The organism is Kitasatospora sp. NPDC058184 (genome assembly GCF_042883725.1).
In the GTDB taxonomy this organism is placed as follows: domain Bacteria; phylum Actinomycetota; class Actinomycetes; order Streptomycetales; family Streptomycetaceae; genus Kitasatospora.
This window is the reverse complement of the sequence record NZ_JBHVVE010000008.1, coordinates 316,113-335,649: the sequence shown is the minus strand read 5'-3', so window position 1 is coordinate 335,649 and position 19,537 is coordinate 316,113. Positions and strand designations below refer to the sequence as shown.

Annotated in this window: 11 protein-coding genes and 1 pseudogene; 8 read left to right on the top strand and 4 right to left on the bottom strand. The window is 76.4% G+C overall.

Annotated elements, in window-relative coordinates; translation table 11 throughout:
- The first annotated feature begins 1 nt into the window (after position 1).
- The 5 genes from ACFVXH_RS18330 to ACFVXH_RS18310 are packed head-to-tail and all read left to right on the top strand — an operon-like array spanning position 2 to position 5,936.
- Positions 2-964 carry an ABC transporter permease gene (locus ACFVXH_RS18330; RefSeq protein WP_387824837.1) on the top strand — a complete coding sequence of 321 codons (963 nt, stop codon included), beginning with the start codon at positions 2-4 and terminating at the stop codon, positions 962-964.
- The gene (locus ACFVXH_RS18325; protein ID WP_074003434.1) at positions 961-1,818 is read left to right on the top strand and encodes an ABC transporter permease; all 858 of its coding nucleotides are present in this window, start codon (positions 961-963) and stop codon (positions 1,816-1,818) included. The genes ACFVXH_RS18330 and ACFVXH_RS18325 overlap by 4 nt, the downstream gene beginning before the upstream one ends.
- On the top strand, positions 1,815-3,686 hold the full coding sequence (locus ACFVXH_RS18320) for a dipeptide ABC transporter ATP-binding protein (protein ID WP_380740623.1): 1,872 nt from the start codon (positions 1,815-1,817) through the stop codon (positions 3,684-3,686). The genes ACFVXH_RS18325 and ACFVXH_RS18320 overlap by 4 nt, the downstream gene beginning before the upstream one ends.
- Positions 3,683-4,873 carry an acyl-CoA dehydrogenase family protein gene (locus tag ACFVXH_RS18315; RefSeq protein WP_074003436.1) on the top strand — a complete coding sequence of 397 codons (1,191 nt, stop codon included), beginning with the start codon at positions 3,683-3,685 and terminating at the stop codon, positions 4,871-4,873. Before ACFVXH_RS18320 ends, ACFVXH_RS18315 begins: the two co-directional genes overlap by 4 nt.
- A 25-nt stretch (positions 4,874-4,898) precedes the next feature.
- Positions 4,899-5,936, top strand: a complete 1,038-nt coding sequence (locus ACFVXH_RS18310) for an LLM class flavin-dependent oxidoreductase (RefSeq protein WP_049660901.1) — start codon at positions 4,899-4,901, stop codon at positions 5,934-5,936.
- Here ACFVXH_RS18310 and ACFVXH_RS18305 read toward each other — a convergent pair.
- Positions 5,926-8,631, bottom strand: a complete 2,706-nt coding sequence (locus ACFVXH_RS18305) for a BTAD domain-containing putative transcriptional regulator (RefSeq protein ID WP_387824832.1) — start codon at positions 8,629-8,631, stop codon at positions 5,926-5,928. The genes ACFVXH_RS18310 and ACFVXH_RS18305 overlap by 11 nt on opposite strands.
- Before the next feature lie 12 nt (positions 8,632-8,643).
- Here ACFVXH_RS18305 and ACFVXH_RS18300 point away from each other — a divergent pair, with 12 nt between their 5' ends.
- The 3 genes from ACFVXH_RS18300 (at position 8,644) to ACFVXH_RS18290 (ending at position 13,827) form a co-directional block, all read left to right on the top strand.
- Complete coding sequence (locus ACFVXH_RS18300; protein WP_387824830.1) at positions 8,644-9,150, top strand: hypothetical protein; 507 nt, start codon at positions 8,644-8,646, stop codon at positions 9,148-9,150.
- Positions 9,151-9,730: 580 nt separating this feature from the next.
- Entirely contained in the window at positions 9,731-12,589 is a 2,859-nt protein-coding gene (locus ACFVXH_RS18295) for an AAA family ATPase (protein WP_387824827.1), read from the top strand.
- Positions 12,586-13,827: a 3-deoxy-7-phosphoheptulonate synthase gene (locus ACFVXH_RS18290; RefSeq protein ID WP_387824824.1), complete on the top strand. Its 1,242-nt coding sequence runs from the start codon at positions 12,586-12,588 to the stop codon at positions 13,825-13,827. The genes ACFVXH_RS18295 and ACFVXH_RS18290 overlap by 4 nt, the downstream gene beginning before the upstream one ends.
- 122 nt (positions 13,828-13,949) lie before the next feature.
- On the opposite strand, the gene ACFVXH_RS18285 is transcribed toward ACFVXH_RS18290, so the two are convergent.
- The 3 genes and pseudogenes from ACFVXH_RS18285 to ACFVXH_RS18275 all read right to left on the bottom strand — a co-directional run.
- On the bottom strand, positions 13,950-15,581 hold the full coding sequence (locus tag ACFVXH_RS18285; RefSeq protein WP_387824821.1) for a bifunctional 3-(3-hydroxy-phenyl)propionate/3-hydroxycinnamic acid hydroxylase: 1,632 nt from the start codon (positions 15,579-15,581) through the stop codon (positions 13,950-13,952).
- Complete coding sequence (locus ACFVXH_RS18280) at positions 15,578-16,375, bottom strand: arylamine N-acetyltransferase (protein WP_387824818.1); 798 nt, start codon at positions 16,373-16,375, stop codon at positions 15,578-15,580. The genes ACFVXH_RS18285 and ACFVXH_RS18280 overlap by 4 nt, the downstream gene beginning before the upstream one ends.
- Positions 16,372-19,467 (bottom strand): annotated as a pseudogene (locus ACFVXH_RS18275) (type I polyketide synthase); the annotation flags it as partial. The pseudogene ACFVXH_RS18275 and the gene ACFVXH_RS18280, both read right to left, overlap by 4 nt.
- Positions 19,468-19,537 lie beyond the last annotated feature (70 nt).

Genomic DNA, 19,537 nt, shown 5'->3' with positions numbered 1-19,537 from the left:
GGTGTCGAACAGTGCCCGGCACGTGCCGCCCTGGGCCAGGTTCGTCGCCCGGCGGCTCGCGGCGGGGCTGGTGGTGGTGTGGGGGACGCTCACGGTGACGTTCTTCGCCCTCCACCTCGCCCCCGGCGACATCGTGGACGGACTGATCGGGCCGGGCGCCGCCGGCACCCCGGCCCTGCGTGACCAGGTGATCGCCGAGAACGGCCTGAACGACCCGCTGCTCATCCAGTACGGCCGCCAGCTCGCCCGGTTGGCGAGCGGCGGCCTCGGCTGGTCGTACCAGCTCAACGAGCCGATCGAGCGGCTGCTCGGCAGCCAGCTCGGCCCGACCGTCGAGCTGGCGGTGTCCGCGCTGGTCACCGCGCTGGTGCTGGCGGTGCTGGCGGCCACCCTGACGGCCGGCCGGGGCCGGGCGGTGCGCGCTGCCGCCGGTGTCGCCGAGCTGCTGATGGTGTCGATGCCGTCGTTCTGGCTGGGCATCATCCTGCTGACGGTGTTCTCCTACCGGCTGCACGCGCTGCCCTCGATCGGGGCGGACGGGCCGGCGGCGCTGGTGCTGCCGACGCTGGCGCTGGCGCTGCCGCTGGCCGGGGTGCTCGCCCAGGTGATCCGCCAGGAGCTGGAGAGCGCCGACGGCCGCCCGTTCGTGCTGACCGCGCGCTCGCGCGGCCTGGGCGCGACGGCGGTGCTGCTGCGGCACACCCTGCGGCACGCGCTGCTGCCGCTGACCACGCTGGCCGGCTTCGTGCTGGGCAGCCTGTTCGGCGGCGCGGTGCTGGTGGAGAACATCTTCACCCGGCCCGGCCTGGGCCGGGTGCTGGCCAACGCGGTCGGCTCGCGCGACCTGCCGGTGGTCAGCGCCCTGGTGGTCATCTCCAGCGCGGCGTTCGTGGTCATCAACACCCTGGTGGACGTGCTCCACCCGCTGATCGACCCCCGGCTGCGCGAGGGAGGAGCGGCATGAGCACCGTGACCGCCCTCCTCGACCGGCCGGCCGGGGCCGCCGCCCGCCGGGGTGCGCTGCTGCGCTCGCCCGCCCGCCTGGCGCCGCTGGTCCTGCTGGCCGTGGTGGCGCTCGTCCTGGCCTTCCCCGGGGTGTTCGCCACCCACTCCCCCGCGGCGACGGACGTCGCGGCGGCGCTGCGCCCGCCCGGTGCCGAGCACTGGCTGGGCACCGACCAGCTCGGCCGGGACGTCTGGTCGCGGCTGGTGCACGGCACCCGGCTGTCGCTGCTGATCGCGGTCGGCGCGACGCTGATCGGGGTGGGCGGCGGCGCGCTGCTCGGCCTGGTCGCCGGCTGCGGCGGACGGCGCGTCGACTTCGTCCTGATGCGGCTGGTGGACGTGCTGCTGGGCTTCCCCGAACTGCTGCTCGCGCTGGTGGTGGTGGCGGTTCTGGGCGGCGGCACGGTCAACGTGGCGATCGCCATCGGCATCGCCGGGGTGCCCCACTACGCCCGGCTGGTGCGCGGCCAGGCACGACTGGTGCTGCGCTCGGAGTACGTGGAGGCGGCGCGGGTGCTGGGGGTGCCGGCCTGGCGGTCGGTGCTGCGGCACGTGCTGCCGAACGTCGGGGGCCCGCTGGTGGTGCTGGCCTCCATCGGGCTGGGCTCGGCCATCATCTCGGGCTCCGGGCTCAGCCTGCTCGGCCTGGGCCCCGTCCCGCCGGAGGCGGACTGGGGCTCGATGGTCGCCGACGGCAAGGACTTCCTCCAGACGGCCTGGTGGATCTCGATCTCACCCGGCCTGGCCGTCTCGGTCGTGGTGGTCTGCACCACGCTGATCGGCCGTTCGCTGCAGCTGAGGGCGGTGCGATGACGACGACAACGACAACGGAAGCGACCGGTGCGGAGGCGACGGCCGGGGACACCGGTGCGCCGGTGCCGGGCCCGCTCGTGCGGGTGGAGGGGCTGCGGGTGTCGTTCCCCGGCGCGCCGCGGCCCGCCGTGGACGGGGTGTCACTGGCCATCGGCCCCGGGGAGTGCGTGGCGCTGGTCGGCGAGTCCGGCTCGGGCAAGTCCGTCACCTCGCGTTCCCTCATCGGGCTGGCCGGCGCCAGGGCCCGGGTCTCCGCCCGAACCCTGGAGGTGGCCGGGACGGACACCACCGGCTTCGGCGAACGGCAGTGGCGCGCGGTGCGCGGCCGGCGGATCGCCGTGGTCTTCCAGGACGCGCTGACCGCGCTGGACCCGCTGCGCACCGTCGGCGCCGAGATCGCCGAGGCGGCCCGTCTCGGCGGCACCGCCGGCCCGGACGTCGGCGCCCGGGTGGTGGAACTGCTCACGGCGGTGGGCGTGCCGGAGCCGGAGGCCCGACGCACCCAGTACCCGCACCAGCTCTCCGGCGGGCTGCGCCAGCGCGCGCTGATCGCCTCCGCGCTGGCCGCCGACGCCCCGCTGCTGATCGCCGACGAGCCGACCACGGCGCTGGACGCGATCGTCCAGGCGCAGATCCTGGCGCTGCTCGGCCGGCTCAAGGACGAGGGCCGGGGACTGCTGCTGGTCAGTCACGACCTGGCGGTGGTGGCGCAGTTGGCGGACCGGGTGCTGGTGCTGCGGCGGGGCGAGGTGGTGGAGAGCGGGCCGACCGGCCGGGTGCTGTCCGCCCCGGAGCACCCGTACACCCGGATGCTGCTGGACGCGGTGCCCTCGGGCCGCCCGCCGGCCCGTCCCGCCCAGGCCCCGGCCCCGGCCCCGGCCGAGGCTCCGGACACCGGGGCACCGGACGCCGAGGAGGCGGCCCCGGTGCTGACCGGGCGCGGGCTGGTCAAGTCCTTCGCCCCGGGCGGGCCGAGGGCCCTCGACGAGGTCGGGTTCACCCTGCGGGCGGGCGAGGCGCTGGGCGTGGTCGGCGAGTCCGGCTCGGGCAAGACCACGCTGGCGCGGGTCGCGATGGGTCTGTCCCGTCCCGACGCCGGGGAGGTGCTGCTGCACGGGCGGCCCTGGTCGGCGCTGCCGGAGCGGCGGCGCCGGGCCTCGCGCTCGGCGATCCAGTTCGTCCAGCAGGACCCGTACGCCTCGGCGGACCCCCGGTTCACCGTGGCGCGGATCATCGGCGAGGCGCTGCCGGGACTGCGGCGCGCCGAGCGGGCCCGGCGGTGCGCGGAACTCCTCGACCAGGTCGGCCTGCCGGCCGAGCTGCTCTCCCGCCGGCCGCACCAGCTGTCCGGCGGTCAGCGCCAGCGGGTGGCCATCGCCCGGGCGCTGGCGGGCCGTCCGCAGGTGCTGGTCTGCGACGAGCCGGTCTCGGCGCTGGACGTCTCGGTGCAGGCGCAGGTGCTGGAGCTGCTGGACCGGCTGCGGCGCGAGCGGGGCATCGCCCTGCTGTTCATCACCCACGACCTGGCCGTGGTGCGGCAGGTCGCCGACCGGGTGCTGATCATGCGCGGCGGGTCGGTCGTCGAGGAGGGCGAGACCGAGCGGATCTTCGAGGCCCCCGCCCACCCGTACACCCGGGCCCTGCTGGACGCCGTCCTGCGGCTGCCCGGCTCGGACGGTGCGGACGGCGCGGGCAGTACGGGCAGTACGGGCAGTACGGACGGCTCGGGCGGGGCGCACGGCGCCGACGTCACCGGCCGCGACGACCCCCGGCAGGACCCGCAGCAGGCCCCGGAGCGGAACACCGAGCAGGACACCGAACACGTCGCCGGGCAGGACGGCGAGCACGTCACGAAGTGGGAGACATGACTGACACGACGACGGACGCCGTCCCCGAGGCCGCCGAGGCGTGGCTGCGGCGGGCCGAGGAGGTCGCGGCGCTGCTGGCGCCCGGCGCCGCCCGGCGCGACCGCGAGGGCACCCCGCCGGTGCGGGAGATCCGGCTGCTGAAGGAGTCCGGCCTGGTGACCCTGCTGGGGCCGGTCGAGTACGGCGGGGCCGGCCAGGACTGGTCCACCGCGTTCCGGGTGGTGCGCACCGTCGCGGCGGCCGACGCCTCGGTCGGCGAGCTGCTGGCCCACCACTACGTGTGGGTGTCGATCGCCGAGTTCATCGGCACCGACGAGAAGATCCAGCACATCGCCGAGGTGTCGGCCCGGGCCCGGTGGTTCTACAGCGGGTCCTCGAAGCCCCGCTCGGCGCCCCTGGTGATCCAGGACACCGGCCGCGAGATGCTGTTCCACGGGCGGCTGGAGCGCGTCCTGGGCCACCCGGTGTCGGACATCACCATCCTGGAGGGCTTCCTGGAGGACGGCGACACCCCGATCAGCGCGCTCGCGATGAGCGACCACCTGGGGCTGTCCTTCGAGCCCGGAGCCGAGGAGTTCGGGCTGCGGTCGCTGGCCGCCGGGACGGTGGTCGCCGACGGCGCGAACATCCCGTGGACCGGGGCGCTCGGCCACGTCGACAAGACCTTCGTGCCCCGGGTCTACAACACCTTCCTCACCCCGGCCTTCCAGCTCGCCCAGGCCAACGCGCTGATCGGTGCGGCCCGGGGCGCGCTGGACGCCGCCGCCCGGCACGCCCGCGAGCAGTGGTCGCAGGCGCCGCTGACCGAGGCCGCCGCCGCGGACGCGGCCCGGCACTACGGCGCCCTGGCCTCCGCGCTGTGGGCGGTGGAGGCGTTCGCCGACGCCGTCGGCGCCGAGGCGGACGCCCTGCACGCCCGGCGCCGCACGGTGACCGAGGAGGAGCGCGGCCGGCACGCCGTCCGGGTCGCGGCGCTGGCCGCGCAGGCCGGCGCGGCCGCCGACGCGGTCACCGCCGGCGTGCTCGGGGCGGCCTGCCCCGGCGGCGCCGAGGCCGCGGCCGGGCTGGACCGCTACTGGCGGGACACCCGGGCGCGACGGGTGCACGAGGACGACCCGGGGCGCGCCCGCGTGGTGGGGCGCCACCTCCTGCACGGCGAAGTCCCCCGCCCCACCTGGTACGCGTGACACCCCGAGTAAGGAGCACCCCCGCATGACCAGCAGTTCCCCGACCGTCCCGCTGTCCGTCCTCGACATATCGTCCATCGACTCCGCCGGCAGCCCCGCCGAGACCCTGGTCGGCACCCGCCGGCTGGTGGCGGCCGCCGACGAGCTGGGCTACACCCGGTTCTGGGTGGCCGAGCACCACAACTCGCGCGGGATCGCCGGCTCCGTGCCGGCCGTCCTGCTGGCCGCGCTCGGCGAGCGGACCAGCCGGATCCGGATCGGCGCGGGCGGGGTGATCCTGCCCAACCACCCGCCGTACGCCGTCGCGGAGTCCTTCCGGACGCTGGCCGCGCTGTTCCCCGGCCGGGTGGACCTGGGCATCGGCCGCTCGGGCGCGGACCCGCTGCTCTCCCACGCGCTGCGCCGGGCACCCGACGAGGACTTCCCGGCGGCGCTGGAGGAGCTGCTCGCCTTCGTCGACGGCGGGTTCCCGGACGGGCACGTCTACCAGCGGCTGGAGGCCCTGCCGGAGCCGCCGCAGCCGCCCCGGCCGTGGCTGCTGGGCGCCAGTGTGCGCAGCGCCGTGGACGCGGGCCGGCGCGGGCTGCCGTACGCGTTCGCCCACCACTTCTTCAACTCCCGCGGCACCGAGGAGGCGCTGCGGGCGTACCGGCAGAGCTTCCGGCCCTCGGCCCGGGCCGAGCGGCCGCACGCGATCGTCACCGCCTACACGGTGTGCGGGGAGACCACGGAGCACGCGCGCCGGCTGACGGCGCCGGCGCTGTTCCCGGTGCTGCGGCTGAACGGCGCCTCGCCGATCGCGCCGCTGCCCACCGTCGAGGAGGCGGCGGCGTACCCGTGGACGGAGGCCGAGCGGGCCTCCGCCGACGCGCTGCTCAGCACCCAGGCGGTCGGTGACGCCGAGGAGGTCCGCCGGGCGCTGACGGACCTGCTGGAGCGCACCGGCGCGGACGAGCTGATGGTGACCAACAACGTCACCGACGTCGAGGAGAAGATCCGCTCGCTGGAACGCGTGCGGGACCTCGCCCCGGCGCTGCCCGTCCCCGCCGGGGTCAGCCGGTAACGGCCGGGCGGCGGCGATGGACGCGGGCGCCGAGGCTGTCGCGGATGCGGCGGTGGTGGGTGACCAGCCAGACCCGCTCGGGCTCCCCGGGCGGGCAGCGGTCCAGGGCGTGGTCGAGACAGCTGACCGCGAGCGCGTCGTCGCCCGCGGCGGCGGCCCGGGCGGACGCCCCGACCAGGGCTTCCCAGGCACGGCGCTCCATCGCCTCCACCGGGGTGCCGTCCGCCTCGGCGAGCGCGATGGCGCGGTCGTGGTGGAAGGCCAGCAGCCCGGGGCGGGGCACGTCCAGCAGGGCGGCCCAGTCGGCCGCCCGCAGATGGCGTTCGACCAGGACCCGGCCGGGCAGCTGGGCGAGCGCGACATCACGGCTGACGGCGTACCGGAAGGCGTACTCGACGTCTCCGGGGACGCCGCTGCGGCGCACCCGGCGCAGCAGTTCGCGCGACTCCAGGAGCTCCAGGCCGCGGCCGACCTCCTCGGGGTCGCGCTGGCTGACGGCCTCGACCGCGCCGCGCCACAGCGTGCCGCCGACGACGGCGGCGTCGCGCAGCACCGAGCGGGTGGTGCGGTCGAGGCCGTCGAGCTGGGCGGCGGCGACGGCGAGGACGGCCGGCGGGTGGTCGGCGCCGGCGTCCGCCGCCCGCGCGTAGGCCTGGGCGAACAGCGGGTTGCCGTCGGCGAGGGCCGCGCGGCGGTCGTCGGCGGGCGTCGGGTGGCGGCGGCCGGAGGCGGCGCCGATCACGGTGGCGGTGGCCGCGGTGGACAGCGGTGCCACGTGCAGCAGGACCGAGCGGCGCTTGGCACACCCCCAGGAGGGCCTGGTGTGGAGCAGTTCGGAACGGGCGCCGACGATCAGCAGCAGGGCGACCGGGCCGAGCCGGACGGTGAGGTCCTCGACGAAGGAGCGGACGAAGTCGGCGGCGCGGTGGAGGTCGTCCAGGACGACCACCAGCGGGCGCTCGGCGGCCGCCTCCTCCAGGAACTGCCGCAGCGCGCCGAGGACTTCCTCCCGTGGGACGGCGCCGCCGTCCGGCCCCTCGGCGGAGGCGGCCGGGGCGGGCAGGCCGAGGCAGGCGGCGAGCGCGGTGACGATCGGTCCGGTGTCGGCGTGCGGGAGGAGCCCGCGCACGACGTTGGTCAGTGCGGGCAGGACGACGGCCGCCGGCGCGCCGGCGCGGATGCCCGTGTAGGCGCGGACCAGGCCGGCCAGCGGCTCGTAGGGGGTGTGGGCGTCGAAGGCGGGGGTGCCCGCGTGGAGCACCCGGGGCGCCGGCGGTCCGGCGCCGTCGCGCAGCGCGGCGGCGAACTCCCCGATCAGCCGGGTCTTGCCGATGCCGGGCTCGCCCAGCACCGTGACCAGGTACGGCAGTTGGCGCCGGACGCTGTCCTGGTAGGCGCCGCGCAGCAGGTTCAGCTCGTGGGTGCGCTCCAGGAACGGCGGTTCGGCGGGGTGCCCGGACGGCCCGCGGCCGTCGCGACGGGCGGGCGCGGGGCGGTGGACGCCGGGGACGCCGGGGACCGGGGCGAAGCCGAGGTCGGCGCCGCCGGTCTCGACGGTGGCGTCGGCGGCCCACAGTTCCCCGCGGGGGACCTGCAGCAGCAGGTGGTGGCAGGCGTCCAGGACCTCGCCGGTGACTTCCACGGGCTCGGGCGCGCTGTCGTCGTAGGTGACCACCACCTCGCCGGTGCCGACCACGAGGTGGGTGACCGGCCGGGTGGCGGCGGCCCCGCTGCCGGGCACCGGTCCGGCCGCGGTGGCCCCGGGGGCGGCCGGTCCGGGCGCCTCGAAGTGGCGGTGCAGGGCGAGGGCGGCGCGCAGGGCCCGCTCGGCGTCGTCCTCGTGGGCCCGGGGGACGCCGAAGACGACCAGCCACACCGAGCCGAAGGCGCGGCGAACGTGTCCGCCGAAGGGCGCCATCTCGCGCCGGATGTCGGCGGTCAGCTCCTTGACGGCGTGGTCGACGCGCTCGGGGGCGAGGGCGCCGCCGTCGGCCGTCCACTGGGCGCGGACCATGACGACGCTGGCCGCGCGCCGCTCGACCCGTTCCCAGGACGCGCGGAAGGCGTGCTCGGCGGCCGGGGCGGCGGCGGTCCCGGCGCGGCCGGCGCCACTGTCGTCGGCGCGGCTGTCGTCGGCGCGGTCGTCGGCGCGCGCGGGCGGGGCGGGGGCCGGCCGGGGGCGCGGCGGCTGCGGGGCGGCGGCCGCGGGCCGGGGTCCGGCCGGGGGCGGGAAGTCCGCCGCACCGCCCGGGGCGGTGGTGAGCCGCAGCGCCAGGGCCGGGTCGTGGCTGAGGATCGCGCGCTGGAGGCGTCGCAGGTCGCGGCCGGGCTCCAGGCCGAAGCGGTCGGCGAGCAGGTCCCGGGTGCGCCGGTAGCGGTCCAGCGCCTCGGACTGGCGCCCGCAGTTGTAGAGGACGACCATCAGCTGGGCGACCAGGCGTTCCCGGGTCGGCTCGGCCTCCAGCATGGACTCCAGTTCGCCGATCAGCTCGCGGTCCCGCCCCATCGCCAACTCGGCCTGGATGCAGTCCTCGTGGACGGCGAGCCGGGTGCCCTGGAGGGCGGCCAGCTCGGGCCAGGTGAGCCCGGCGTCGCTCACGTCGGCGAGCACCGGGCCGCGCCACAGGCCGAGGGCGCGGCGCAGCAGTTCCGAGGCCCGCGTCCAGTCGCCGGCCGCCAGTCGGGCCCGGCCCAATGTGACAAGCTCATGAAATTCCGTGAGATCGAGCTGTTCAGGCTCGATTCTGAGCACGTATCCGGGCACAGTGGTATTCAGCGCGGGTTTCCCGTCCGCCGGCTCCCCGACCGCCTGGAATGCGCGGCGCAGCCCGGCCACCGAGTTCTGCACCATTTTCCGCGCCGTGGACGGACGGTCATCGCCCCAGAGTGCGGCGACTATCTCGTTGATACCCACCACGCTATTCGCGCGGAGCAGCAGAACACCGAGCAGAGCCCTCTGCTGCAGGCCGCGAATGGGCACGTCGGTGCCGTCGGAGAGCACTTCAAGCGGCCCCAGAACGTTGAATCGCACCCCTACCCCCTTGATTCCCTGCGATTCCGGAGAAAGCCATTCCGGAGAATGTGCCCGATGGTACATCAGATCGATCCGGGGCCTTCCGTTGACCGCACGTCGACTTCGATCTACGCTATCGATGGCGACCCCCCTGCCGGTATTCCCCGAGGCGAATTCGCCGCCGCCGACCGGCCGGGCTGATTCGACGTCGCGGTGATCGGGCAGGCGTGCGGGCCATGGGGGCGTCGTAACGGCGCCGGCCTGCTGGACCGGCCGGCGTTGCCGGTGGATCCCCGTGGACCGCGTGATCCCCGTGGACCGCGTGATCCGCATGGTCGAGACCCCGGCTCCGCTCCGTCCGCGACACCGCCTTCCGCGAGGACGCCCCCGAGATCAGCACCGGCCACGGGCCCGGGAACACGGCGACCCCGCGCGACCCCGCGATCAACGCCGTCCGCGATCAACACCCTCCGCGACCACGGCCGCACCGGCATCGCGGCCGGCCTCCGCCACGCCTCCGGTCGGCCCCTCACCCGCCCACTCGTCCTCCTCCACGCCCCTGAGCAGGGACGATGAAAGATCGTCAGGACCCTGGACCAGCCCTGCCCACCCGGCCGCCCCGGCGGCAGTGGCCCGCCCATGAGCGATCAGTTCCCGGGCGATGGGCGGGGTGTCCCCATGATGGGTTCGACCGGGAGCGGGTGGCCATCGCCACCGCCCCGGGGGAGCCGCCGGGGACCGGCGGCCGGACGCCTACAAGAGACGAGGTCGGGGGTACCCGGTGCCTTCCCTGCTGGAACGTGACGCGCACATCGACAGACTCGACCACCTGCTCGCCGAATGTCTCGGCCGCGCGGGCCGGGTGGCACTGGTCGACGGACCCCTCGGCAGCGGCAAGAGCGAGCTGCTGCGGGTGTTCACCGCCCGGGCCGCCGAGCGCGGAGTCCTGGTCGTGGGCGCGGGCTGTTCCGCCCAGGAGCGGGACCTGCCCTTCGGGATCGCCGACCGGATCGCCCACTCCCCCGGCTGGCCCGCCAAGCACGCCGAGCGGCTGGCCGCGCTGGCCGACCCGGCCGTCCTCGCCGACCCGGCCGACAGTGCCCGCGGCGCCGCCCTCAACGGCGCCGCCCTCAACGGCAGCGGCGCGGCCGGCGACCCGGCCGGCGCACCGTCGCCGGCGCTGCTGCGCGCCTGCCGCGACCTGACCACCGCCCTGCTCGCGGCCGCCGCCGACACCCCGGTGCTGCTCTGCGTCGAGGACATCGGCCACGCCGACGAGGCGTCCCTGCACTTCCTGCGCCACCTCGTCCGCCACCTGCCGCAGAGCCGGGTGCTGCTGGTCCTCACCGACGGCAGCACCCCGTGGCCCGCGCGGCGCCGGCTGCACGCCGAACTGCTGCGCCACCCGCACGCGCACCGCCTCGCACTGGCCCCGCTGTCCCGGGCCGGCGCGCTGCGCCTGGTCACCGAGGGCCTGGGCGAGGAGGACGCCCGGCACCGCGGCCCCGGCCTGGTGGACGTGGCCGGCGGCAACCCGCTGCTGCTGCACGCCCTCGTCGAGGAGCACCTCGACCGCGCCGACGAGCCCGAACCGCGCTACGGCCCGGCCCTGCTGAGCTGCCTCCACCGGGCCGGCCCCGGCGTGCTGCGGGTCGTCCAGGCCCAGGCCGTGCTCGGCGAGGAGGCCCCGGCCGAGGACGTGGCCCGGCTGCTCGGCGAGCGGGAGAGCGCCGACGCGGTCGCCCGGACCCGCGCCACGCTCACCGCCGCCGGGCTGCTGGACGGCGAGGGACGGCTGCGCACCGCGGCCGCCCGCGCCGCCGTCCTGGAGGACCTCGCCCCGCACGAGCGCACCGAACTGCGGCTGCGGGCCGCCCAGTTGGCCCACGAGACGGGCAGCCCCGCCGCCGAGGTGGCCCGGCACCTGGTCGAGGCCGGGCGGGCGCCCGCGCCGTGGGCGGTCGCCGCGCTGACCGAGGCGGCCGAGCACGCCCTGCTCGACCACCGTCACCGCACCGCCGTCGCCTGCCTGAGCCTGGCCCACAAGGAGGCCGCCGAGGAGAACGACCGGGCGGTGCTCCGGCACCGGCTGGCGCAGGCCGAGTGGCAGCTCAACCCCTCGGCGGCGGCCCGGCACCTGGTGCCGCTCACCGCCGCGGTCCGGGCCGGGCACCTCGGGCTCGCCGAGGCGCTCGTCCTCGTCCGGTACCTGCTGTGGCACGGCCGCGGCGAGGAGGCGCTGGCCGTCCTGGACCTGCTGCGCGCCCGGACCGGACCGGCCGGACCGGCCTCCCCCGCCGAGACGGGCGCGCTGCGCGACGTCGAGACCTGGCTCGCCTACACCCACCCGGGCCTGGCCCGGGGCCGCCGCGTCCCGGTGCTGCCCGCCGACCTGCGGCACACGGTCGCCCCGGACGTCGACCCGCAGCTGCGGGCCGCCGCCGCGCTCGCCGGGGCGCTCACCCGGGGACGGGCCACGGAGACCGTCGACCACGCCCAGCAGGTGCTGCACGACGCCCACCTGCACGGCCGCACCGCGTGGGCCGAGGAGGCCGCGCTGCTCGCGCTGCGGGTGCTGCTCCAGGCCGGGCGCGCCGACACCGCGGCGGTCTGGAGCCAACGGCTGCTCGGCACCGCCGCGCGCCGCGAGGCCCCGACCGCGACGGCCCTGTACTCGGCGGCGCACGCCGAGGCGGCCCTGCGGCTCGGCGAGCCGACCACGGCGGCCGAGCACAGCCGGGCCGCGCTGACCCACCTCAGCCCCACCTCCTGGGGCATCGCGGTGGGCCTGCCGCTGGGCACGCTGGTCATCGCCGAGAGCCGCACCGGCGAGCACCGCTCGGCCGCCAAGCACCTCACCCACGCCGTCGGTGAGGCGATGTTCCAGAGCCTGTACGGGCTGCACTACCTGTTCGCCCGCGGCGAGCACTACCAGGCCACCCGGCACGGCCACGCGGCACTCGCCGACTTCCTGTCCTGCGGCGAACTGCTGCGCACCTGGGGCCTGGACGGCGCCGGGGTGGTGCCCTGGCGCACCCAGGCCGCCGACGCCTGGCTGCGGCTGGACAACCGGGACCGCGCCTGGCGGCTGATCCACGAACAGCTCAGCCGGGCCGACGCCGACCTGCCGCACAACCGCGGCCCGGCGCTGCGGCTGCTCGCCGCGGCCGGGCCGGCCGGGCGGCGCGGCCCCCTGCTCACCGAGGCCGTCGACCTCACCGAGGCCTCCGGCGACCGCTACGAGCAGGTGCGGGTGCTCACCGACCTGAGCCGGGTGCACCAGGGCTCCGGCAACAGGCGCCGGGCCCGGCTGCTGCTGCGCCAGGCCCTGCACGTGGCGAACATGTGCGCCCTGCGGCCGCTCGTCCAGGAGCTGCTGTCGGTCTCGGCGGACCTCGGCGAGAGCGGCCCCGCCGCCGACGCACGGGAGCCGGGCGGGGTCGACGCGCTCACCGAGTCCGAGCGGCGGGTCGCCTCGCTCGCCGTACTCGGCTACACCAACCGCGAGATCGCCGGACGCCTGTACGTCACGGCGAGCACCGTGGAACAGCACCTCACCCGGGTCTACCGCAAGCTCGGGGTACGCCGACGCAAGGACCTGCCCGCCGATCTGTGGGCCAACCTGAGGAAGACGGGATGACGACGCCGATGACCACGCCGACCGCCACCAGCCTGACGGTGCACGACGGCACCGGGCCCGACCTCGCCCGGGCCCTGGCGGGCCTGACCGCCGGCCAGCAACCGCGGTGGCCCGATCAGGAACGGGTGCGCGAGGTGCGCGCCGCGCTCGGCGCCCTGCCGCCCCTGGTGGAGCCCGCCGCCGTGGACCGGCTCCGGGAGCGCCTGGCCGAGGCCGCGCTCGGCCGGGCCCTGGTCGTCCAGGGCGGGGACTGCGCCGAGACCTTCGCCGGCAACACCCCCGAGCACGTGCGCGCCAACCTGCACGCCCTGCTGCACTGCGCGACCCTGTTCGAGGTCGCCTCCGGCCTGCCGGTGGTGCCGGTCGGACGCGTCGCCGGGCAGTACGCCAAGCCGCGCTCCAGCCCGACTGGCCCGGACGGGCTGCCCTCCTACCGGGGCGACATCGTCAACGGCCTCGCGGCGACGGCCGAGGCCCGCACACCGGACCCGCGGCGGATGCTCACCGCGTACGACGGCGCCGGCGCCGCGCTCGACGTGCTGGACTCGGTGGCCGACGCGACCCGCACCGAGCTGTTCGCCGGTCACGAGGCCCTGCTGCTCGACTACGAGGTGCCGCTGGTGCGCGACGGGTACGCGCTGTCCGGCCACTTCCTGTGGATCGGCGAGCGGACCCGCGAGCTCGACGGCGCGCACGTCGCCCTGGCCCGCCGGATCGCCAACCCGCTGGGCCTCAAGCTGGGCCCGTCCACCACCCCGGAGCAGGCCGTCGCCTACGCCGAGGCGCTGGACCCGGACCGCGTCCCCGGCCGGCTGACGCTGATCAGCCGGATGGGCGCGGACCGGGTGTCCGACGTGCTGCCGCCGCTGGTGGAGGCGGTGGCGGACGCGGGACACCCGGTGGTCTGGCTCTGCGACCCGATGCACGGCAACACCGAGACGGCGGCCGGCGGGCTGAAGACCCGCCGCTTCGACCGGATCGCCGCCGAGGTGAGCGGGTACTTCGCCGTGCACCGGGCGATAGGCGGCCACCCCGGCGGCCTGCACCTGGAACTGACCGGCGACGACGTGACCGAGTGCCTCGGCGGTCGCGAGGACCTGCGCGAGGAGCAGCTCCCCGAGCGCTACCTGACCGGCTGCGACCCGCGGCTGAACGGGCGCCAGACCCTCGACCTGGCGCGCGTGGTGGCGGAGATCCTGCTGGAGCACTCCGCCCGGCGGGCGCCCGTGGCGGTCTGAGGACCGCCCACCCGGACCGACGGCCCGCTCCTCCACGCGGAGGGGGAGCGGGCCGTCAGCACGTGCGCGGGAGGAGGCGGTCAACTCCCTGCGGGTTCCGGCGGGTTCCGGCGGACGGGCCGTCAGGGAGCGAGGTCGGTGCGGAGCGCTTCGAGGAGCGTTGCCAGCTCCGTCCGGTCCGCCGCCGCGCCGTAGACGTAGAAGTCGGGCCGGACCAGCACCGCGACCGCCCCGGCCTCGGCCAGGTACGGCAGGTACACCCCGTCGGTGTCGCCCACCGCGCCCGCCGGGGGCTCCTCGTCGGCGGCCGCGAGCACCCTCACCGCGTGGCCGCCGAGGTCGGCCAGCCAGGCGCGGTCCCCGGCGGTGAGCAGGCTCTCCGGCGGCTCGGTGGTGAGCAGCACGAAGCCGCGCCCCACCACGTCGTCGAAGAGCCCGGCGGGCCGGCCGGCCGCCGTCACCCGCCCCTGGACGACCAGGTCGCCGGCCGGGCCGCCGCCGTGCCGCAGGCCCGCCGTGAGCGGCTGGACCGGGGTGCGCGGCCGGGCCGCGCCGACCTCCGCGCCGCGCCGGGCGCGCTCCTGGGCGGCCAGCATGACGGTGTCGCGGTCGCGGGCCGCGGCCGGGTCGGTCTGGCAGATGACCCGGCCCAGGTCCATCGACATGGTGAGCGCGTGCCGCACGTGCTCGCGCCGCTCGGCGGTGTAGCTGTCGAGCAGCCCTTCGCCGGCCCGGCCGGTGAGCACCAGGTCCAGCTTCCAGGCGAGGTTGGCGGCGTCCCGGAGGCCCGAGCACATGCCCTGCCCGGCGAACGGCGGCATCAGGTGGGCGGCGTCCCCGGCGATCAGCACCCGGCCGCGTCGCCACTGGTCCGCGTAGCGCGCCTGGAAGGTGTAGACGGCGTGCCGCAGCAGGGTGGCGTTGCCGGGGTCGATGTCGAACAGCGAGAGCAGCTTCCAGACGTTGGCCTCGCCGCCGAACTCCTCGGGCTGCTCGTGGTCGAGCCGCATGAACTCCCAGCGCCGGTGGCCCGGCCCGGCGGAGACGGCGGTGCGCGGCCGGGCCGGGTCGCAGACCTGGAGGTTGTTGGGGACGAACTCCCGGCCGTCGTGCGGGACGACGTCGCAGGTCAGCCAGTCGTTGAAGAACGCGAAGTCGGTGGCGGTCAGCCCGGCCTCCTCGCGCACCACGCTGTTGGCGCCGTCGCAGCCGATCACCCAGCGGGCGGTGAGCGGTCCGCCCGACGGTCCTGTCCGCGGTCCTTCGACCGTGAGCGTGACCGCGTCGCCGCGGTCGGCGAGCGCCGTCACCCGGTGGCCGCGCAGGACGCGCAGCGTGGGGTACCGCTCGCCGTGGGCGGCCAGCGCGGCCTCCAAGCCCGGCTGGTAGACGGCGCTGGAGTCGGGCCAGCCGGAGCGGCCGGCGTCCTCGACGTCCACCCGGAAGAGGGTCTGCCCGTCGGCGTTGTGCCAGACGTAGTCCCGGGAGGACTCGACGTGCTCGTCCAGGGCCGCGCCCACGCCGGTGGCGGCGAGGATGCGGGCGGACTCGCCGTCGAAGGAGACCGCCCGCGGCATCGGGTACGGCCGGGGGAAGCGCTCCAGGACGGTGACCCGGTGGCCGCGGGCGGCCAGCAGCAGGGCGGCGGTCTGGCCGACCGGCCCGTAGCCGACGATCGCGACGTCGGTGTCGAAGCCGTCGCCGTTGCCCACGGCGGCGGTGGCGGCGGTCTCGGTGTGGACGGGGGTGCTCATGCGGTGGCCGCGTCCTTCCGCAGGATCTCGGCGAGCACCCGGGCGTGCTCCTCCGGGTCGGCGAGGCCGCGCAGCCGCTCGGTGCCGTCCTCGACGACGACCAGGCGGGTGCCGATCAGGATCCGCTGGCCGCCCTCGAAGGCCCGGCCGCGCACCACGATGCCGGAGCCGGCCAGGGCCCGGGCGAACCGGTCCAACTCCGGCGAGGGGACCAGCCAGTCCGCGAAGGCGCGCGGCCGCGGGTGGAACCGGTAGACGGCGCGCCAGTCGCCGACCCGGCCCCGGCGCTGCACCACGTGGTGGCCGGTGTCCGCGCGCACGACGCGGAAGTCGGTGCCGAACTGCGGCTGCACCTCGTCGGGCACCACCCGCAGCGGCTCCAGGTAGGACGGGCCGACGAAGCCGACGTCGACCAGCCAGAGGTCGCCGTCCAGCCGGACGAAGCCGAGGACGTGCTCCAGGTCCGGCCCGAAGCTGTCGTCCACCTGACGGATCCCGGCCGAGAACAGCCCGGTCTCGTAGCCGAGTTCGCGCAGCAGCGCGAGGAAGAGCCCGTTCAGTTCGTAGCAGACGCCGCCCCGGCCGCCGAGCACGACGGCGTCGAACACGGCGTCGACGTCGATGTCGACGCCCGCCCACAGGGCCTCGCCGCGGGCGGTGTTGAGCGAGGAGTCGTACGGGATGGCGATCAGGTGGCGCCGGTGCAGCTCGCGCAGGGTGTCGGCGGTGGGGTCGAGCGGGCCGTCGTAGTCGAGGGCCTTGAGGTAGGCGGCGGTGTTGAACACGGCGGTCACTTCCCTTCGGTCCGCTGCTCGGCGGGCACGGTCTCGGAGGCTTCGGTCTCGTCGGGCGCGGTCTCGCCGGAGCCGGTCTCGTCGAGCAGGGAGAGGAGGTGGCCGGCGATCCGCTCCGGGGTGGGCTGGTCGAAGGCGAGCAGGGCGGGCAGTTCGAGCCCGGTGACGTTCTGGAGGCGGTTGCGCAGCTCGACGGCGGTCAGCGAGACGAAGCCGATGTCGAAGAAGACGGCGTCCGCCCCGATCTCGTCGGTGCCCTCGTGCCCGAGGACGGCCGCGACCTCCGTGCGGACCACGTCGACCAGCACGGCCAGGCGCTCCCCCGGGTCGGCGTCCGCCAGCCGGCGGGCGAGGACGGCGCCGGGCGCCTCCTCGGTGGTGGTGTCGGGCTCGGTCTCGGTGGCCATCGGGGAATCTCCTGCGGGGGTGGTCGTCACGGGCACCGACTCCAGCCAGTAGTGCCGGTGTTGGAAGGGGTAGGTCGGAAGCTCGGAGGCGGGGAGGGTGCCGGCGCCCGCGTAGGAGGCCGACCAGTCGACCTCCACGCCGCGGACGTGCAGCGCGGCGGCCGAGAGCAGGACGCGGTCCCAGCCGCCCTCGTCGCGCCGCAGGGTGCCGGTGACGGCCGCGTCGCGCACGGAGGCCGCCTCCAGGGCCTCGACGATGCCGTGGGCGAGTACGGGGTGGGCGCTGACCTCGACGAACGCCCGGTACTCGGCGGCGGCGAGGGTCTCGACGGCCTCGGCGAAGCGGACGGTCTGCCGCAGGTTGCGGTACCAGTACCCCGCGTCCAGCTCCGGACCCTCCAGCCAGCGGTTCTCGACGGTGGAGAGGAAGGGAATCGCGGCGGGCTGGGGCTTCACCGAGCCCAGCAGCTCGGCGAGTTCGGCCTCGATGGACTCCACGTGCGAGGTGTGCGAGGCGTAGTCCACCGGGATCCGGCGCACCCGCACGCCCTGCTCCTCGTACCCGGTCACCAGGGTGTCGAGCGCGGCCGGGTCACCGGCGACGACCACCGAGGAGGGGCCGTTCACGGCCGCGATCTCGACGCCGTCCGGCAGCGCGCCCGCCACCCGCTCCCGGGGAAGGCCGACCGAGACCATGCCGCCCCGGCCCGCCAGACCCCGCGCGATGGCCTGCGACCGCAGCGCGACCACGGCCGCCGCGTCGTCCAGGGAGAGGATGCCGGCGACGTGCGCCGCCGCGATCTCGCCCTGGGAGTGGCCGACCACCGCGTCCGGCACCACGCCCAGCGACGCCCAGAGGCGCGCCAGGCCGACGTTCACCGCGAACGACACCGGCTGCACCACATCCACCCGGTCCAGCGAAGCGGCACCCGGCACCTGGTTCACCACATCCAGCAACGACCAGTCGACATAGGACGTCAAGGCCTTGTCGACCTCACCGAGCGCCTCCGCGAAGACCGCGGACTCGGCGAGCAGCCGACGCCCCATCCCCGCCCACTGGGAACCCTGGCCCGGGAAGACGAAGACGGTCTGCCCGGCGACGTCCGCCGTGCCGGTGATCAGGGCGGGCGAGGCGGCGTCGCCCGCGAGCGCGGCCAGGCCGGTGCGGTGACCGTCGAGCGCGTCGGCCACCACGACGGCGCGGTGCGCCAGCAGGGTCCGGGCCTCGGCCAGCGTGCGGGCCGCGTCGGCGGGTGCCGGGCCGCGTGCCTCGGTGTAGTCGAGCAGCCGCTCCGCCTGGGCGCGCAGGGCGCCGGTGGAAGCGGCGGACAGCAGCCAGGGGACGGCGGCGGCCTCGGGGGCGGTGGGCTCGGCGGCGGGCTTTGCGGCGGGCGCCTCCTCCAGGATGACGTGGGCGTTGGTGCCGCTCACCCCGAAGGCCGACACGGCGGCCCGGCGCGGGCGGTCGGCCGCCGGCCACGGCCGGGCCTCCGTCAGCAGCCGCACCTCCCCGGCCGACCAGTCGACCTGGGTGGTCGGCGCGTCCACGTGGAGGGTGCGCGGCAGCACGCCGTGGCGCAGCGCCTCGACCACCTTGATCACGCCGGCGACGCCGGAGGCGGCCTGGGTGTGGCCGATGTTGGACTTCAACGACCCCAGCCAGAGCGGCTGTTCGGCCGGTCGGCCCTGCCCGTACGTCGCCAGCACCGCCTGCGCCTCGATCGGGTCGCCCAGCGGGGTGCCGGTGCCGTGGCCCTCGACGGCGTCGACGTCCGCCGCCGTCAGCCGGGCGTTGGCGAGAGCTGCCCGGATCACCCGCTGCTGGGCGGGCCCGTTGGGCGCGGTGAGGCCGTTGGACGCGCCGTCCTGGTTGACGGCCGAACCCCGGACCACGGCCAGCACCTCGTGCCCCAGCCGCCGGGCGTCCGACAGCCGCTCCAGGACGAGGACGGCCACGCCCTCCGCCCAGCCGGTGCCGTCGGCGGCGTCCGCGAAGGCCTTGCAGCGCCCGTCGGTCGCCAGGCCGCGCTGCCGGGAGAACTCCACGAACGGCGAGGGCTGGGACATCACCGCGACGCCGCCGGCCAGCGCCAGCGTGGACTCGCCGCTGCGCAGCGACTGGGCGGCCAGGTGGACGGCGACCAGCGAGGAGGAGCAGGCGGTGTCGACGGTGATCGCGGGCCCCTCCAGGCCGAGCGTGTAGGCGACCCGGCCCGAGGCCACGGAGCCGGAGGTGCCGGTGGCGAGGAAGCCTTCGAGCCCGGCGGGCACGCTTCGCAGTCCGGTGGCGTAGTCGTGGTACATGACGCCGGAGAACACGCCGACGGCCGTGCCGCGCAGGCCCGCCGGGTCCAGGCCGGCCCGCTCCAGGGCCTCCCAGGAGGTCTCCAGCAGGAGCCGCTGCTGCGGGTCCATGGCGAGCGCCTCGCGCGGCGAGATCCCGAAGAAGGCGGCGTCGAAGTCGGCGGCGCCGTGCAGGAATCCGCCCTCGCGGACGTAGGAGCGGCCGGGCCGGTCCGGGTCGGGGTCGAAGAGTCCGTCGAGGTCCCAGCCGCGGTCCTCGGGGAACTCGGCCACGCCGTCGCGTCCGTCGGCGACCAGCTGCCACAGGTCGGCCGGGGAGGCGATGTCGCCCGGCAGCCGGCAGGCCATCCCGACGATGGCGATCGGCTCACCGGCCGCCGCCTCCAACGCGGCCTTCTCGGAGGCGAGTTGTTCGTTGTCCTGGAGCGCGGCCCGCAGTGCCTCGACCAGC

Excerpts from the sequence above, each read along its gene's own strand:
- ACFVXH_RS18325 (WP_074003434.1), top strand. The coding sequence starts at position 961 with ATGAGCACCGTGACCGCCCTCCTCGACCGGCCGGCCGGGGCCGCCGCC.
- ACFVXH_RS18300 (WP_387824830.1), top strand. The coding sequence starts at position 8,644 with ATGAAATTCCGTGAGATCGAGCTGTTCAGGCTCGATTCTGAGCACGTA.
- ACFVXH_RS18290 (WP_387824824.1), top strand. The coding sequence starts at position 12,586 with ATGACGACGCCGATGACCACGCCGACCGCCACCAGCCTGACGGTGCAC.
- ACFVXH_RS18310 (WP_049660901.1), top strand. The coding sequence starts at position 4,899 with ATGACCAGCAGTTCCCCGACCGTCCCGCTGTCCGTCCTCGACATATCG.
- ACFVXH_RS18315 (WP_074003436.1), top strand. The coding sequence starts at position 3,683 with ATGACTGACACGACGACGGACGCCGTCCCCGAGGCCGCCGAGGCGTGG.
- ACFVXH_RS18320 (WP_380740623.1), top strand. The coding sequence starts at position 1,815 with ATGACGACGACAACGACAACGGAAGCGACCGGTGCGGAGGCGACGGCC.
- ACFVXH_RS18285 (WP_387824821.1), bottom strand. The coding sequence starts at position 15,581 with ATGAGCACCCCCGTCCACACCGAGACCGCCGCCACCGCCGCCGTGGGC.